This is a genomic window from Paenibacillus sp. J23TS9 (assembly GCF_018403225.1).
In the GTDB taxonomy this organism is placed as follows: domain Bacteria; phylum Bacillota; class Bacilli; order Paenibacillales; family Paenibacillaceae; genus Paenibacillus_AQ.
This window is the reverse complement of record NZ_BOSG01000003.1, coordinates 418,970-434,381: the sequence shown is the minus strand read 5'-3', so window position 1 is coordinate 434,381 and position 15,412 is coordinate 418,970. Positions and strand designations below refer to the sequence as shown.

At 49.5% G+C, this 15,412-nt stretch carries 15 protein-coding genes; 13 read left to right on the top strand and 2 right to left on the bottom strand.

Features of this window, described 5'->3' with window-relative positions; genetic code table 11:
* The first annotated feature begins 54 nt into the window (after window positions 1-54).
* The 3 genes from KJS65_RS20420 to KJS65_RS20410 all read left to right on the top strand — a co-directional run bounded on the left by KJS65_RS20420 (window position 55) and on the right by KJS65_RS20410 (window position 3,152).
* Window positions 55-738, top strand: a complete 684-nt coding sequence (locus tag KJS65_RS20420) for a hypothetical protein (RefSeq protein ID WP_213651690.1) — start codon at window positions 55-57, stop codon at window positions 736-738.
* A gap of 190 nt (window positions 739-928) precedes the next feature.
* Window positions 929-1,990, top strand: coding sequence for an LLM class flavin-dependent oxidoreductase (locus KJS65_RS20415; RefSeq protein WP_213651689.1), 1,062 nt, complete (start codon window positions 929-931; stop codon window positions 1,988-1,990).
* A gap of 205 nt (window positions 1,991-2,195) precedes the next feature.
* Complete coding sequence (locus KJS65_RS20410; protein WP_213651688.1) at window positions 2,196-3,152, top strand: bile acid:sodium symporter family protein; 957 nt, start codon at window positions 2,196-2,198, stop codon at window positions 3,150-3,152.
* 116 nt (window positions 3,153-3,268) lie between these two features.
* Here the strand turns inward: KJS65_RS20410 and KJS65_RS20405 are convergent, their stop codons facing one another.
* A complete protein-coding gene (locus tag KJS65_RS20405; protein ID WP_244864699.1) occupies window positions 3,269-4,405 on the bottom strand; it encodes an SEL1-like repeat protein in 1,137 nt (378 codons plus the stop codon).
* A gap of 265 nt (window positions 4,406-4,670) precedes the next feature.
* Between KJS65_RS20405 and KJS65_RS20400 the strand changes: the two genes are divergently transcribed.
* The 10 genes from KJS65_RS20400 to KJS65_RS20355 all read left to right on the top strand — a co-directional run bounded on the left by KJS65_RS20400 (window position 4,671) and on the right by KJS65_RS20355 (window position 14,831).
* On the top strand, window positions 4,671-5,648 hold the full coding sequence (locus KJS65_RS20400; protein ID WP_213651686.1) for a ring-cleaving dioxygenase: 978 nt from the start codon (window positions 4,671-4,673) through the stop codon (window positions 5,646-5,648).
* Between the two features lie 253 nt (window positions 5,649-5,901).
* Entirely contained in the window at window positions 5,902-6,486 is a 585-nt protein-coding gene (locus KJS65_RS20395; protein ID WP_213651899.1) for a CatB-related O-acetyltransferase, read from the top strand.
* Between the two features lie 76 nt (window positions 6,487-6,562).
* Window positions 6,563-7,510 carry a phosphotransferase family protein gene (locus KJS65_RS20390; protein ID WP_213651685.1) on the top strand — a complete coding sequence of 316 codons (948 nt, stop codon included), beginning with the start codon at window positions 6,563-6,565 and terminating at the stop codon, window positions 7,508-7,510.
* 106 nt (window positions 7,511-7,616) lie between these two features.
* Entirely contained in the window at window positions 7,617-8,447 is an 831-nt protein-coding gene (gene ypfJ, locus KJS65_RS20385) for a KPN_02809 family neutral zinc metallopeptidase (protein WP_213651684.1), read from the top strand.
* 443 nt (window positions 8,448-8,890) lie between these two features.
* Window positions 8,891-10,504: an ABC transporter substrate-binding protein gene (locus KJS65_RS20380; protein ID WP_213651683.1), complete on the top strand. Its 1,614-nt coding sequence runs from the start codon at window positions 8,891-8,893 to the stop codon at window positions 10,502-10,504.
* 131 nt (window positions 10,505-10,635) lie between these two features.
* Complete coding sequence (locus KJS65_RS20375) at window positions 10,636-11,586, top strand: ABC transporter permease (protein WP_213651682.1); 951 nt, start codon at window positions 10,636-10,638, stop codon at window positions 11,584-11,586.
* A gap of 4 nt (window positions 11,587-11,590) precedes the next feature.
* A complete protein-coding gene (locus KJS65_RS20370) occupies window positions 11,591-12,436 on the top strand; it encodes an ABC transporter permease (RefSeq protein WP_213651681.1) in 846 nt (281 codons plus the stop codon).
* Between the two features lie 41 nt (window positions 12,437-12,477).
* The gene (locus KJS65_RS20365) at window positions 12,478-13,491 is read left to right on the top strand and encodes an ABC transporter ATP-binding protein (RefSeq protein WP_213651680.1); all 1,014 of its coding nucleotides are present in this window, start codon (window positions 12,478-12,480) and stop codon (window positions 13,489-13,491) included.
* Window positions 13,488-14,375: an ABC transporter ATP-binding protein gene (locus tag KJS65_RS20360; RefSeq protein WP_213651679.1), complete on the top strand. Its 888-nt coding sequence runs from the start codon at window positions 13,488-13,490 to the stop codon at window positions 14,373-14,375. The genes KJS65_RS20365 and KJS65_RS20360 overlap by 4 nt, the downstream gene beginning before the upstream one ends.
* 21 nt (window positions 14,376-14,396) lie before the next feature.
* On the top strand, window positions 14,397-14,831 hold the full coding sequence (locus KJS65_RS20355) for a hypothetical protein (protein WP_213651678.1): 435 nt from the start codon (window positions 14,397-14,399) through the stop codon (window positions 14,829-14,831).
* A 130-nt stretch (window positions 14,832-14,961) separates the two neighbouring features.
* Here the strand turns inward: KJS65_RS20355 and KJS65_RS29930 are convergent, their stop codons facing one another.
* A complete protein-coding gene (locus KJS65_RS29930) occupies window positions 14,962-15,399 on the bottom strand; it encodes a WYL domain-containing protein (RefSeq protein WP_244864697.1) in 438 nt (145 codons plus the stop codon).
* Window positions 15,400-15,412: the final 13 nt, after the last annotated feature.

Sequence of the window (15,412 nt, the reverse complement as noted above, 5' to 3'; positions counted from 1 at the left end):
AAATGCTTCACTGATAGGATAAATGAACCAAATCCTATTTGTGAGGTGTATGGAATGCATGAACAGGGCAAGGCGAAGTGGTTCGCGGTTCTGATGATGTTATCCGTTGCATTTGCTGCGGCTTTTCACGGATCGAGCATTCAAGCGGTTGCTGATTTTTTCCCGGGAGGAACTTCGGCAGAGGTTCATAATCAAAGTTTGACCAGCTCGGAAAAAACCAACATCCAACTTCTGCATTCAAACTCCACCTGGAGATATCTCGATAATGGCTCCGATCAGGGAACGGCATGGCGGACGACGGAATATAACGATTCGGCATGGAATGTAGGAATGGCTCCTCTTGGCTATCCGGTATTCAAGACAACCTCCTTGTTTGGCGGCATTAGAAAGACGATCAGCTACGGAGCAAACAGCAGCATGAAGCATCGGACATCTTATTTCCGGACAGCCATAAACGTCTCCGACCTGGCCGATTACAGCAAAATCATAGGGACCTTCGGGATGGATGACGGGGTAATTCTATACGTTAACGGACAAGAGGTATACCGTTATAACATGCCGGAAGGCGAAGCGAATGATCAGACGCTTAGTAGCGCGACTGTAGAGGAACCTGTCACGGAAACGGCCGACTTGACCCAAGCTTTGAAGGAAGTTTTACATGAAGGTGTTAACACATTTGCCGCAGAGGTCATCAGCGCAGCGACAACAGCTCTGACCTTTACTGGGAAATGCAGCTAATCGCGAATCCAGCCGGGAGCATCTAAGTGTTCCTGGCCTTTTCTTATTAGCAGTAGCCGCCCCCATTTCGGACTTCAATCCAACTTGAAATTTACCGCATAATAGTTCAATATAAAGATATCAATTATTAAAATTTACATGCTTATTAAAGTAGCTTATAAAAAACGTGTTGATATAGGAGGGACTGCTCATGGAGATCGGAATTAGTACATTTGTAGAAACAACGCCGGATGTTCATACCGGTGAGGTGATAAGTCATGCACAACGTCTGCGTGATGTTGTGGAGGAAATTGTCCTTGCAGATCGGGTGGGGCTGGATGTGTTTGGTGTAGGTGAGCATCACCGGAAGGATTATGCGGCCTCTTCTCCAGCAATGGTGCTCGCAGCAGCAGCGCCGCAGACGAAACGTATTCGTCTGACCAGTGCAGTAACCGTGCTTTCGTCCGCAGACCCAGTGCGCGTATTTCAGGATTTTGCCACACTTGATGGCATCTCGAATGGACGAGCAGAGATCATGGCAGGCCGTGGCTCCTTCGTTGAATCCTTCCCGCTGTTTGGCTATGATCTGAACGATTATGATGAACTGTTCGACGAGAAGCTCGAGCTGCTGCTCAAAATCCGGGAGTCCGAGAAGGTCACATGGAAAGGCGGACACCGGCCGGCGATTAACAATCTGGGCGTATATCCGCGTCCGGTTCAGGATCCTTTGCCGGTATGGATTGGAAGCGGGGGCAACCAGGAATCCGTTATCCGTGCGGGTCTCTTGGGGCTGCCGCTGGTGTTGGCGATTATTGGAGGAAGACCCACGCAGTTTGCGCCTCTGGTCGAGCTCTATAAGCGAGCGGCTGCTCATGCGGGCCATGACATATCGAAGCTGCCTGTAGCATCTCATTCCCATGGCTTTATCGCTGAAGAAACAGAGCTTGCTGCAGATAAATTCTTTCCGTCCACACAGGCCAGCATGAATGTGCTCGGCAAGGAGCGGGGCTGGGGGCCTTATGACCGTTCGAGCTTCGACTTCGCGCGGAGTTTTGAAGGTGCGCTGTATGTAGGTGATCCGGAGACGGTTGCCAAGAAGATCATTCATCTCCGCAAAAATGTAGGTATCTCGCGCTTTATGCTCCATGTACCGGTGGGAACCATGCCGCATCAGGATGTGATGAAAGCCATCGAGCTGCTTGGAACCGAGGCCGCACCCATGGTGCGCGAGGAAATCGCCAGATGGGAAGCTGCGGGTGAACCGAAGGAATAAAGTTAGCTATAATAACGAAGAGGGGGCGCTGAGCCTCCTCTTTATTTATTGTGCAGCACCTCATGCAGGATGCCTACCCGTATCGGCAATGATTAATCCGGAGCAGATTTCAGTAATATTTTCCCATTGTCGGGAATCGTGGATAGGCGTAGAATAATCCCTAATTATTACGTAGATGTTTACATGGGAAGTGAGGTTTGGTGCGATGAACACCGTTGCAAAAGTAAGCCGTTTTGTAGGAGGAACATTTTCTCTTTGGGTCATTCTATTTGCTTGCTTAGGCTTTTTTTTACCCGAGGCCTTTAGCCATTTAAAGGGGTACATTTCTCTTTTTCTCGGCATTGTTATGTTCGGAATGGGACTTACGCTATCTTCGGCTGACTTTCGCGAAGTTTTCCGCCGCCCCCTGGAAGTGTTGATTGGCGTTGTCGGCCATTTCGTGATTATGCCGCTGCTCGCTTATGTACTGGCACTTGTGCTGAATCTGCCGCCCGATATCGCAGTAGGAGTCATTCTCGTTGGTTGCTGTCCAAGCGGCACCTCCTCGAACGTCATGACACTGCTTGCCAAAGGTGATGTTGCGCTTGGCGTTTCTATTGCTTCCGTGTCCACGATAATCGCTCCACTGGCCACACCAGCTCTGATCAGTCTGCTTGCGGGACGCTGGATGCCCATTGATGGGGGAGCGCTTATTAAAGACATTCTGATGGTCGTTATTGTTCCTATTATCTTAGGTGTTATCGTTAAGACGCTGTTTAAAAAGCAAGCCGAAGCCAGCGTTCAGGCGCTTCCGCTCGTATCCACACTGGCGATTGTCCTCATCGTGGCGATTGTGGTCGGCGGCAGCAAAGCCAAAATTATCGAGAGCGGCATGCTGATCTTTGCCGTCGTTATTTTGCATAACATGCTCGGTTACGCCCTGGGATACTTATTTGCCAAGCTGTTCCGGATGAATCTGGGCAAACGTAAGGCGATCCTTTTCGAAACAGGAATGCAGAATTCCGGACTCGGAGCTGCGCTCGCAGCAGCCCATTTTAACCCGGTCGCGGCCGTTCCAAGTGCGATCTTCAGTGTATGGCATAATATTTCCGGCTCTCTGCTGGCCACCTGGTTTGCACGCAGGGCTGAGAAAGAGAACATGAAGGTAAGCCAAACGGGTTAAGACGGACTGTGAAATCTATCCATTCAAAATCACAAATAAAGGCCATCCCATAACGGGATGGCCTTTTCAAGCTAAAACAGTTATCGATTATATATGGATCGCCCGGCGGCATTGAACTACCATTCCACGCCGTTTTTCTCCAAGAACCGCTGACTGACTTCGAGCCCTTGTCTTGCAGCAGCCTTGTACATATCCAGCGCTTCCTCGATTTGTCCGATTTGCTGGAGCATGATGGCATAGTTATACTGCGCCATGGAATCTCCCTTTCGCGCAGCTTGCCCGAACCACTCAAATGCTCCGTTGGTGTCTCCTTGTTCGCCCAGGAGAGAAGCCAAATTATATTGTGCGTCTACATTTCCTTGTTCTGCAGCGAGAGTATACCACTTGATGGCTTCCTTTGGTTGATTCTCCTCTTCAAGCAGGGAGGCGATGGTAAACTGGGCACCAACATGACCTGCATTCGCCGCCAGCGTATAGTGCTCCAGTGCTTCCCTCATCCGGCCTTGCTTTTCATACAGGGAGCCAAGGTTATAATCTTCGAGTGGATTGCTGCTTTCTGGCTTCTCCTGTTCATGACTGTCCTCTGAAGCATCCATTAATGCCTGCTTGGCCTCTGGATGTCCATGCTTTACGGCCTCTTTGAGCCACGGAATGGCTTCATTCGTATACCCCGCTTCAATTAAGAGAGAACCGATATGATAAGAGGCCTGCAAATCCTGATGATCATAAGCTTTTTTATAGTAGATGATGGATTGCTCGGGATTTCCTTCATTTCGCTCCAACATGCCAAGGCTGTTCCAGGCATCCACCTCACCGAGTTCAGCAGCCTTTAAATAATATTCCCTGGCTCCGGCGATGTGTTCTTCTTCATAGAGCAGATCCCCATAGGTATGAAAAGCAAGAGGGTAATTGTCTTCCAGCGCTTCTTCAATAAGTGTTAGACCCGCTTCACGAGAACCGGATTGTATATATAGGATGCCCAAATTATATTTTGCCGCAGTGTTATGGTCCTTGATGGCAAGCTTGTACCACTTTTCCGCCTTCTTCGGCTTGTCCAGTAAGCGGTATGCTTCGGCAGCTCCGTTTTTGGCTTGGGCATTGCCCTGCTTGGCTGATTTTTTATACCAGTTCAGGGCACTTTTATAATCACCCTCGTCCATATAATAACTTCCCAAGGCGCACTGGGCGTGATTGTCACCCCTCTTGGCTCTACGCGTCATTTCTTCAATTTCCATGTGTTCTTCCACTTGCATACTCAAGCCGTATCCATCTCCTTTTCTTCTCCTCTTAAATTCATGGTAGCAGGATGGTCAGACCGATAAAGATATACTTCATAATTTACACTATAAAGATAGGTCATGGAAACCTTAGGTTGTTTTCATGCATGATAGTTGACATAGAATAATCATCGTGATATTATTATCTTAAATTAAAGATTCTTTATTAGAAGTTATCGACGTCGGTTTGTTGATTTTAAATATTCATTTGGGAAAACCTAAATACGAGGAGGAAATGATGATGAACGGATTAAAAGGTATACACCACGTGACTGCGATTACAAGCAGCGCAGAGAAAAACTATCAATTTTTCACATATGTGCTGGGGATGCGTCTGGTTAAGAAAACGGTAAACCAGGATGATATACAGACCTACCACTTATTTTTTGCGGATGATAAAGGCAGTGCGGGAACGGATATGACGTTCTTCGACTTCCCCGGAATTCCCAAGGGAGTGCATGGTACGAATGAGATTTCCAAGACCTCGTTCCGGGTACCCACGGATGCAGCGCTCACTTACTGGGAACAACGCTTTGATCGCTTGAATGTCCAGCATTTTGGCATCAAAGAAATGTTCGGGAAAAAGACGCTGTCCTTCGTGGACTTCGATGATCAACAGTACCAGCTTATTTCTGACGAACATAACAAGGGCATTGCTTCCGGTACGCCATGGCAAAAGGGACCGATCCCACTGGAGTATGCCATCACGGGTTTGGGTCCGATTTTCGTACGGATCGCGAATTTCGATGATTTCAAAGAAATGCTGGAGAAGGTCATGGAGTTTAAGGAAATCGGGCAGGAGGATTCATATCACTTGTTCGAGGTGGGTGAAGGCGGCAATGGAGCGCAGGTCGTTGTAGAATATAACGCCGTATTGCCTCCTTCCCGGCAGGGCTTTGGCACTGTGCACCATGCGGCGTTCCGGGTGGAGGATCGCAAAGTGCTGGAACAATGGATTACGCGCTTGGATCAGTTCGGATTCTCAACCTCCGGCTACGTAAACCGCCATTTCTTCGAGTCGCTGTATGCGAGAGTGGCTCCGCAAATCCTGTTCGAGCTTGCTACCGACGGTCCGGGCTTTATGGGTGATGAGCCTTATGAAACGCTTGGTGAGCTATTGTCTCTGCCGCCGTTCCTGGAGCCTAAGCGTGAACAGATCGAGAAGCTGGTTCGTCCGATTGACACGGTTCGCAGTACGATTGAATTCACCAAAGAATAAGGGAAGCAGCAAAGAGGAGTGCATATACACATGCACTCCTCTTTGTAATACATAATCGATGAATCTGCAGTTAACGCGCAGCGCATGACCTCTTCCCGTACAGCCAATTCCCCTAGCATGATAACAGGATCCTTCTAATATATATGGCGGAGGGAACGTCAGATGATGATTAGGGGGATCCAGGATGACAGGAGCGAAAGATGAAGCCCATGCGACGCTTGTAACGGGCTCAGGTCCGGAGCGGAGCCTTCTTATGGAACGGCTTCAGCATCAATTTCCGGAGCGGCGGGATGAGTGGGGGAAATTTATGATTGGAGCCTATACCTACGGCATGCCGGTCGTCCGTTCTTGGGGAGAGGATGCCATACTGCAGGTGGGCAAGTTTTGTTCCATTGCAGATCAGGTAACCGTATTTCTTGGTGGCGAACACCGGGTTAACTGGGTTTCAACGTATCCATTCAGCGCACTGCTGCCCGAGTTTTCCCATATTCAGGGACATCCCAAGAGCAAGGGAGACGTCATCATCGGCAATGATGTGTGGATTGCCCATGGAGTGACGATTTTGTCGGGTGTACATATCGGGGATGGTGCTGTCATTGGGGCTAAGGCTGTGGTATCCAGGGATGTTCCGCCTTATACGATTGTAGCTGGAAATCCGGGTGCGATTGTGAAAAACAGGTTTGAGCCCGGCGTTATTGCCCGTTTGCAAGACATCAGGTGGTGGGACTGGGAGCTTAAGTATATTGAAGAAGCGGTTCCGCTGCTGCTGAGCCAGGATGTTGAAGGGCTTATTCAATATGCAGAAAATCATGCCCTCGGCCGTAAACTTTCATTATAAGTAAACTCTCCCGGGAATCGCGAATGGCTTTCCTATACAATCAAAGACAAATCAAGCGATGAAGGAGCCTATGCCATTGAATAAAAAGGAAGCCCCAACCATCGAATCGGTCGCAGAACTTGCGCGTCCATTTTTTCATACTTCCCATTTCCGGATTGAGAGGGAGCTAAGCGGGGTCTCCACTTACGTGTACCGTATAGATGCAGGGAAGGAAGTTTTCTATTTGCGGATTCTTCCGGAACAAGGCATGAGCTTCGGGGTGGAAGTCCAAGTACATCACCTGCTGCGGCAACAGGGAGTACAAGTTCCGGAAGTGATAGGTTATGAAAATCAACACGAGACGCTCGGAATGTCCATCATGCTTGTCCGTGAAATTCCCGGCTCGCAGGCCGGACAAGGGATGGCCAAAGAAGGATACGAGCATACCTTAAGGGAAGCCGGCAAGCAGATTGCCCTTGTGAACCGGGTTCCGGTGGATGGCTTTGGCTGGATCAGTCGGGGAGCGGGTGAGGACAGCACAGTTTTACGGGCGGAGAAAAGCGCAATGGATGAGTACCTTAACGAGTTTCTGGAGGGAGATTTATGCTTTTTATCCGAACAGATTCTCCGTGAGACAGAAGCTTCCCGGATTCAAACCGTTTTGAAGAGCGGTGCCTCACTCATGACAAGACATGAATCGAAGCTGGTTCACGGGGATTTCGATGATTCGCATATTTTTCAGCTGAACGAAAGGTATACAGGCATGATTGACTTTGGTGAAATCCAGGGGAGCAGTCCGCTGTATGACCTCGGTCATTTCAAGCTGCATGATGGACAGCATCACACGGGATATCAGGCATTAGCCGGTGGTTATGGAGAACTCCATCCCCTCACGGCTGAGGACCAACTGGAGATTGACCTGTGGGCTTTGTGGATTGGGGTGAGGAGGCTGGGAATCGTAGGCCGGAGAACCACCGGAAGCTACCTGAATCATTTGACGAAAATGGTGCGGTATGAATTGGACATGATCAGCAGCAAGCTTTGATATTTGCCTTTGCTATTTTCAGGAAGCTTCAATCCACCTGCCATTGGGTTATTTAACTTACATCAGAGAACATTTTGAACTCCAATGGAGCAGGAGAGGGTTATAGATGCAATGGAGAGGCAGAAGGGCAAGCTCGAACGTGGAGGACCGCAGGGGAAAAGGTGGAGGACTTGCGATTGGCGGCGGCATCGGCGGAATTATTCTGGTGCTGCTTGTGACGCTGCTGGGCGGGGGAAATGGCGGTGATATCCTGAATTCGCTAACGGGCTTAGGATCGGAAACCAGTACACCATACCAGGAAACCGCTGAAGAAAAGGATCTTTCGCAGTTTGTGTCCGTGGTTCTGGCCGATACGGAGGATGTGTGGACGGATATATTCAAGCAAAAGGGCTTGGTTTATGAAAATCCGACGCTCGTATTGTACACAGATCGTGTCCAGTCGGCATGCGGCACCACGGGTTCATCGGTGGGCCCCTTTTACTGTCCGGGGGATCATAAGCTGTACATTGACTTGAGCTTCTACGACGAGCTGCGGCAAAAGTTTCAGGCACCTGGCGATTTTGCTATGGCTTATGTGATTGCGCATGAGGTAGGGCATCACGTACAGACCCTATTGGGTGATATCAACAAAAAGGCGGCAGGAGGCCAGAGCGCAAACCAGCTTTCCGTGCGTACCGAGCTTCAGGCAGACTATTATGCCGGGGTGTGGGCGCATCACGCGCAGGACATGAATGTGCTGGAGCAAGGGGATCTTGAGGAGGCATTGACCGCAGCCAGTGCAGTCGGCGATGATACGATCCAGAAAAAAGCTCAGGGGTACGCCGTACCGGAGAGCTTTACGCACGGAACAGCCGAACAGCGTATGCGATGGTTTAAGAAAGGCTTCGATTCCGGCACCATCGAGGGCGGAGATACGTTCCGTGCCAATAAACTGTAATTTCTCAATGAGCTCTTGCTGAAGCAGCAGGAGCCTTTTTGTTGCAAATTTCGACAGTGAATTTCGACAAATTCCGAAAAATAGCTATAGCAATTTTTAACGTTTGCCACTAAAATTAAGTTAGTAGATAAAATAAATTAAAGTCGAAAGACAAGCTTTAGTTTCATTTTAGTAGATAAAATAAACTAAAGTCGAAAGACAAGCTTTAGTTTCATTTTAGTAAATAAAATAAACTAAAGTCGAAAGCAAGCTTTAGTTTCATTTTAGTAGATAAAATAAACTAAAGTCGAAAACAAGCTTTAGTTTCATTTTTATCGAGATATTTTATCCGAGTACCATGTTAAATTGGCAAAACCTTGTATAATCCGGATTGACATTGCAATTCCTAGTAATCCGATATACAATAAAAATCAGTTTTATAGAGAGATGGAGGATAAGACATCATGCGTAAATATTTTTCAGGGGTCATTATTTTGGCTTTATTGACGATGTTGGTCAGTGCGTGCTCGGGAGGTAATTCCGGCGACTCTGCTTCATCGACTGACGCTCCTTCCGATGCGTCGCAGACATCCAGCGGGCAGCCGAAAGACGGCGGTAATCTGATTATCGGCGTAGCGGCCGATCCGGTCATCCTGAACCCGAACTACGCAGGCGACCGTGTCAGCTTGACGATTGACCAAGCACTTTATGCACCTCTTTTCCAAGTGAATAATGGTAAAAAAACGTTCTATCTCGCGGACAGCCTCGAGCCATCTGCAGATAACTTAACGTATACGATGAAGCTCAAAAGCGGCCTGACTTGGCATGATGGAGAGAAGCTGACGGCTGATGATGTTGTGTTCACGATCGACAAGATTTTGGATGAGAAACAAAACAGCATGCTGAGAGGCAACTTCATTATCGGGGGCAAGCCGATTAAAGCGGTGAAAGTCGACGATACGACGGTAGAATTCAAGCTTCCGCAGGTAAGTCCGGCATTCGAAGCAACATTGGTGCAGGTATCGCCAATTCCGAAGCATATTTTTGAGAATGAAGCGGATATCGAGAAAAGCCCTAAGAACAACACACCTGTAGGTTCCGGACCATTCAAGTTCAAGGAATATAAAACAGGCGAGTATGTCACTCTGGATCGCTTCGATAACTACTTCGGCGGCAAACCGCATCTGGATTCGGTCACATACCGGATTTCCAAGGATGCGAATGCATCGAATCTGGCACTGCAAAACGGCGAAATCAACATGAAATATGTAGATCCGCAAGATGCAGCGACGATTGAAGCCACAGGCAATTTTGATATGAAGAACTATAGTGAAGGCCGTCTGTCTTACCTGCTCTTTAATGAGAAGAGTGACACAGGCCTCCTTGCTAAAAAAGAAGTCAGAGAAGCATTGTCCTACGCTCTGAACCGTGAAGAACTGATCCAGGTAGCTTATACTTCACCTGATTATGCGGATCCGGCCAAATCATTTGTTACACCTGACGGCCTATACCATGACAACAACGTGACGACGTATGATAATGATGTGAATAAAGCAAAAGAATTGCTGCAAGCTAACGGTGCAAGTGGAATGAAGCTGCGCTTCATCGTATCCGGCGGCAACAAAGCTCAGGAAGCTATCTCCCTCTATGTCCAGCAAAAGCTGAAAGAGGTTGGGGTGAACGTGGAGATTCAATCCATGGACGCTTCCGCATTTGGTGACAAGTTTACAGATCCAAACGCAAGCGATTATGAACTGTCGGTAGGCGGATATATTATGGGCTTCGATCCTGACGCATACTCTATGCTGTATACAACAGGCAGCGACTCCAACTACAATCATTATTCGAATAAAGAAGTCGACGAGCTCTTCAAGCAAGGCGCCGGCGAGGCTGACACCACCAAGCGTGGAGAGATCTACAAAAAGCTGCAGGAAACCATCGCTTCCGATGCGGTTATCTATCCAATCGCTTATACGAAAACGATCGTTGCTGTAGATAAAAAATATGGCGGTCTGGATGAAGCTGTACTGAAACCCGTTGTAATCTTTGAAGATTTGTCTAAACTTTACCTGAAATAAAACGGTTATATTCGAAGTTTATCGTGAGTGGAAACGGAGCTGCGCCTTAGGGTGCAGCCGTTTCTGTTCTACTTGATGTATTCAGAAAGATCAAAACCGTATTATCAGAACGAAGCTAGGAGACTAAAAGCATGAGAAGACTGATCGTCAGAAGATTATTGCAAACTTTGCCTATGCTGTTTTTTGTGTCGATCGTCTGCTTCATTTTGGTGAAAGTGGCGCCCGGAGATCCCGTGCGTTCTTTTGTTACACCGAACATGCATGCGGCGGACATTGAGCGCATCAGGCATAACCTCGGTTTGGATAAGCCGGCATACATTCAATATTTTATTTGGCTGAAGGAATGCCTGACCGGCAATTTCGGCTATTCGCTTGTGAATCATAAACCGGTGCTGGGACAAATTGTAGAGCGCTTGCCTGCAACGGCCGGACTCATGGCATCAGCCATCGCTTTGGCCGTCATTCTGGCTATTCCCATGGGCCTGGTTGCGGGAGCAAACCGCAATCGCTGGGTGGATAAGCTCGTCAATATGATCGCGTATATTGGTATTTCGCTGCCTCTCTTTTGGCTGGCCATATTGCTGATGTACTTTTTCTCCATTAAAATGCACTGGCTGCCGAGCATGGGGATGCGCACGATCGGCACAAATTCTGCGCTTGATGTGATCAAGCATGGTCTTATGCCGTGCGTGGTGCTGGCCATAGGCTTCTTGACGGTATACGTGAGGTATATCCGTTCAAGTACGATCAGCCAGCTCAAAGAAGATTACGTACAAATCCAGTATGCCTTTGGCTCGGCCAAGCGTATTATTTTGTTCCGGCATGTCCTTAAGCATGTTCTGCTCCCTGTGATCACCTTGCTGGGTATGTCCATGGGCGACCTGGTCGCCGGGGCAATCGTGACCGAGACGGTATTTTCCTGGCCGGGCATTGGCTCGCTCGGTATGACAGCTGTACGGGGGATGGATTACCCTGTCATTATGGGCATTACATTATTTTCTTCCGTTCTGCTGATCCTGGGGAATTTGCTCGCGGATATCCTGTATGGCATCGTGGATCCGAGAATTAAAACAACGAGGTGATCTCATGAAACGGAGTAAATGGGTTAATGTAGCCCGTGAGCTTAAGGGAAACAAGCTGGGGATCGCCGCCGTTATTCTGCTGCTTGTGATTACCCTGGCTGCGATATTTGCATTTTTGTCCTCCAAGGACCCGAACCAGATTAACGCTTTGGAGAGGCTGAAGCCGCCAGGTCAAGGACATTGGTTCGGTACCGATGATTATGGACGGGATACGTTTGCACGAGCGCTGTACGGTGGCCGCGTCTCGCTAATGGTTGGTTTCTTATCGATGATTATCGCAACGGCGATCGGCGTAACCGTCGGCATTATTAGCGGTTATTTCGGCGGATGGATTGACAGCCTGCTGATGCGCTTTTTGGATATTATCATGTCTATTCCGTCTTTTCTGATCTTGCTGCTGCTCAGCGTGTACTTGAAGCCGAGCGTGGGCAACATTATTATTATTATTTCACTGCTCATGTGGATGAGCATCTCCCGGGTAGTCCGGGCAGAGACGATGGCGCTCAAACAGAGGGAGTATGTTCTGTATGCCAAAGCATCGGGTCAAAGCTCATTCGGGATCATCTGGAAGCATATATTACCTGGTCTGCTTTCCGTTATCATTGTTAGTGCAACCAATAACATCGCTTCGGCGATTATGATGGAATCATCCCTCAGCTTTCTCGGCTTTGGCGTGCATCAGCCGGATGCGACATGGGGCAGCATGCTGAACGGGGCGCAAGGCTATATTGCTCAAGCGCCTTATATGGCAGTGTTCCCGGGTCTGCTGATCTTCCTGACGGTACTCTGCTTTAATATACTCGGTGATATTCTGCGTATCGGTCTAGAACCGAAGCTTGGCAAAAGATAAACCCGCCGGCTCCAGGCGGCGTGAAGGAGTGAGAAACGAAGATGACTAAACAACTGCTAAGCGTGGATGATCTGAGAGTTTCATTCCAAACCCGTGACGGGCAGAACCAAGCGGTACGCGGTGTCAGCTTTCAAGTTGGCGCAGGCGAAACGGTAGGCATTGTTGGGGAATCCGGGAGCGGCAAGAGCGTGACGGCAAAAGCGATCATGGGTCTGATCGCCCCTCCAGGAAAGATAACGAATGGCGAAGTTCTTTTCCAGGGGGAGAACCTGCAGGAGTTAAGCGAGAATGAATGGCGCAAGCTGCGGGGAAATCGGATCGCCATGGTGTTCCAAGATCCGATGACTTCACTGAATCCGGTGAAAACGATCGGTTTTCAAATGGCGGAGGTTATCCGCCGCCACCGGGGGCTTGGGAAAAAAGAGGCGATTCAGGAAGCGGTAGAAATGCTGCGTAAGGTGGGCATCTCCGAGCCGGAGCGCCGCGTGAAGCAGTATCCGCATGAATTCAGCGGAGGTATGCGTCAGCGGGTCATGATCGCGATGGCCCTTTCTTGCAGTCCGGAGCTGCTGATTGCCGATGAACCGACAACGGCGCTCGACGTGACGATTCAGGCGCAAATTCTTGATTTGCTGAAGCAATTGAAGGAACAATCCGATACCGCAGTACTGCTCATCACCCATGATTTGGGAGTCGTTGCTCAGGTATGCTCCCGCGTCGTCGTCATGTACGGCGGAATGGTCATGGAAGAGGGAACGGTTGAGGATATTTTCTATCGTACGGGACATCCGTATACGCAAGGCTTGCTTCGTTCGGTACCGAAGCGTGTGGGCGCGAACAGGGAACGGCTGGTGCCCATTGAAGGCTCGCCGCCGGATCTGATTGATCCGCCCGCCGGCTGTCCGTTCAGAGAACGCTGCCCGTATGCTTTTGAGAAATGTGGGGAGCTTCCACCCATGGCGGAGCTTGGAGAAGGGCACCGGTCCCTTTGCTGGCTTGTGCAGGATAAGAGCACGCTGGAACAGGCATTGGCGGAGGGAGGAACAGGCAAATGAGCGAAAATATCATGGTCGATGTACGGAATCTGAAGAAGCATTTTACAAAAGGCCCTGAAGTGCTGAAGGCTGTCGATGGTGTCAGCTTTCAGATCCGCAAGGGTGAAACGTTTGGCCTTGTAGGCGAATCCGGAAGCGGCAAATCAACGGTTGGACGCTGCCTGATCCGTTTGTATGATTATACGGACGGAGAGGTTTATTTTGACGGGCAGAAGCTGTCCAAGCTCGGAGATAAGCAGCTGAAGCCTTTCCGTCGGCGGATTCAAACGATTTTTCAGGACCCGTATTCCTCGTTGAATCCCGGCATGAGCGTGCTGGATCTGATCGGTGAGCCGATGGATATCCACGGCATCTATAAGAAGGCGGATGAGCGCAAAGAATTCGTCGCCGGCTTACTGGAAAAAGTCGGACTCAAGCGCGAGCATCTGTACCGTTATCCGCATGAATTCAGCGGCGGGCAGCGCCAGCGGATTTCGATTGCACGGGCCTTATCCGTGCGTCCTGACTTTGTTGTTTGTGATGAGCCGATTTCGGCGCTCGACGTATCCGTGCAGGCACAGGTCGTCAACATGCTGGAGGATTTGCAGGCCGAATTTGGTCTGACGTATCTGTTCATCGCGCATGATTTGTCCATGGTACGCCATATTTCCGACCGCATCGGAGTGATGTACAGAGGGCGCTTGGTGGAAGTGGCGGAAAGTGATGAGCTGTACGACAATCCGCTGCATCCGTATACGAAGGCGCTTCTCTCTTCCATTCCGATTCCCGATCCGCGCACGGCAAATGAGAGATTGGCGATTAAATATGAAGTGCCCACAACGAATGAGGGTACGGTGCCGGAACTGCGGGAAGTAAGTCCGGGCCATTTTGTGGCGGATCATTAAGTTAGGGGAGGAACCTTGAACATGGGAGCTAATCATCGCGTCAAATTATCACAGTGGGATGCATTAATGCTGGAAGGACTTCGGGCATACGGCTGGTCCAATGAGGAACTGCTGCGGAGAATAAGTGAACGGGATCTTCCGGTGGATACCAGTATTTTCGAATTTGATTATCTGGCATTGGCTGAATTTGCTTCTGCAGAGCCGGTAACCTTTGAGTCGGCAGTCAAGGATGGTTATTCCATCAAGTACAATACGCTTGGCGGCCTTCGCTCCTGGATCGCGGTAGCATACGGCTTGGAGCCGGAGGTCGTGCGGGAACCGGGGCAAGAGGCCGTCATCGCGGAATTGACTCCGGAACAGAAGGAACGGCTCGCGTCCGTGATCTCATTCGGGTGGTCGATTCAGGATGAAGCCGGCAAGCCCGGAGTGTACCGTATGGAGCCCATCCAAAGATAACGATAAACGTAACATGCGCTTTCTCAAGTCAACGGCTTGGGGAGGCGCTTTTTTTTTGGTTGTATGCATGCACAGTTGGAAACCTTCGTTAGACCGACTGATATCCGGGGATCAAGAAGCGCACGGTTTTTTAAAGTCCATACTTCCCTGCCATCTCCGCGATATGCCGCTTAAGCTCCTCGATCACCTCCGTCGGTTCCAATACCGTCACGCTGCTGCTATAACTCAGTATATTTTGCATCGCCTTATCCATGGAGGAATAGTGGGTGGTCACGGAGACCGTGCCATCCGGATGGGCATGGACTTGGTCGAATCCGTATTCATCCCGGACGCGTGTCTTCACTTCCGGATTGAAATGCAGAACGGCTCTAATCTTCTTAAAATTGGCCATGCCCATAAACTGCTGCTCCACATCCTGGAGGGTGTAAGGGCGGCGCAGGAATGTCTGGGGCAGGCTTTGCAGCTCGGTCATGCGGGTGAGCCGGAAGACACGAATGTCAGAACGGGTCAGGCAATACCCGTACAGATACCAGACGTAGCCTTTAAGAAAGAGACCCATTGGCTCGATGGTCCGCCCCGAT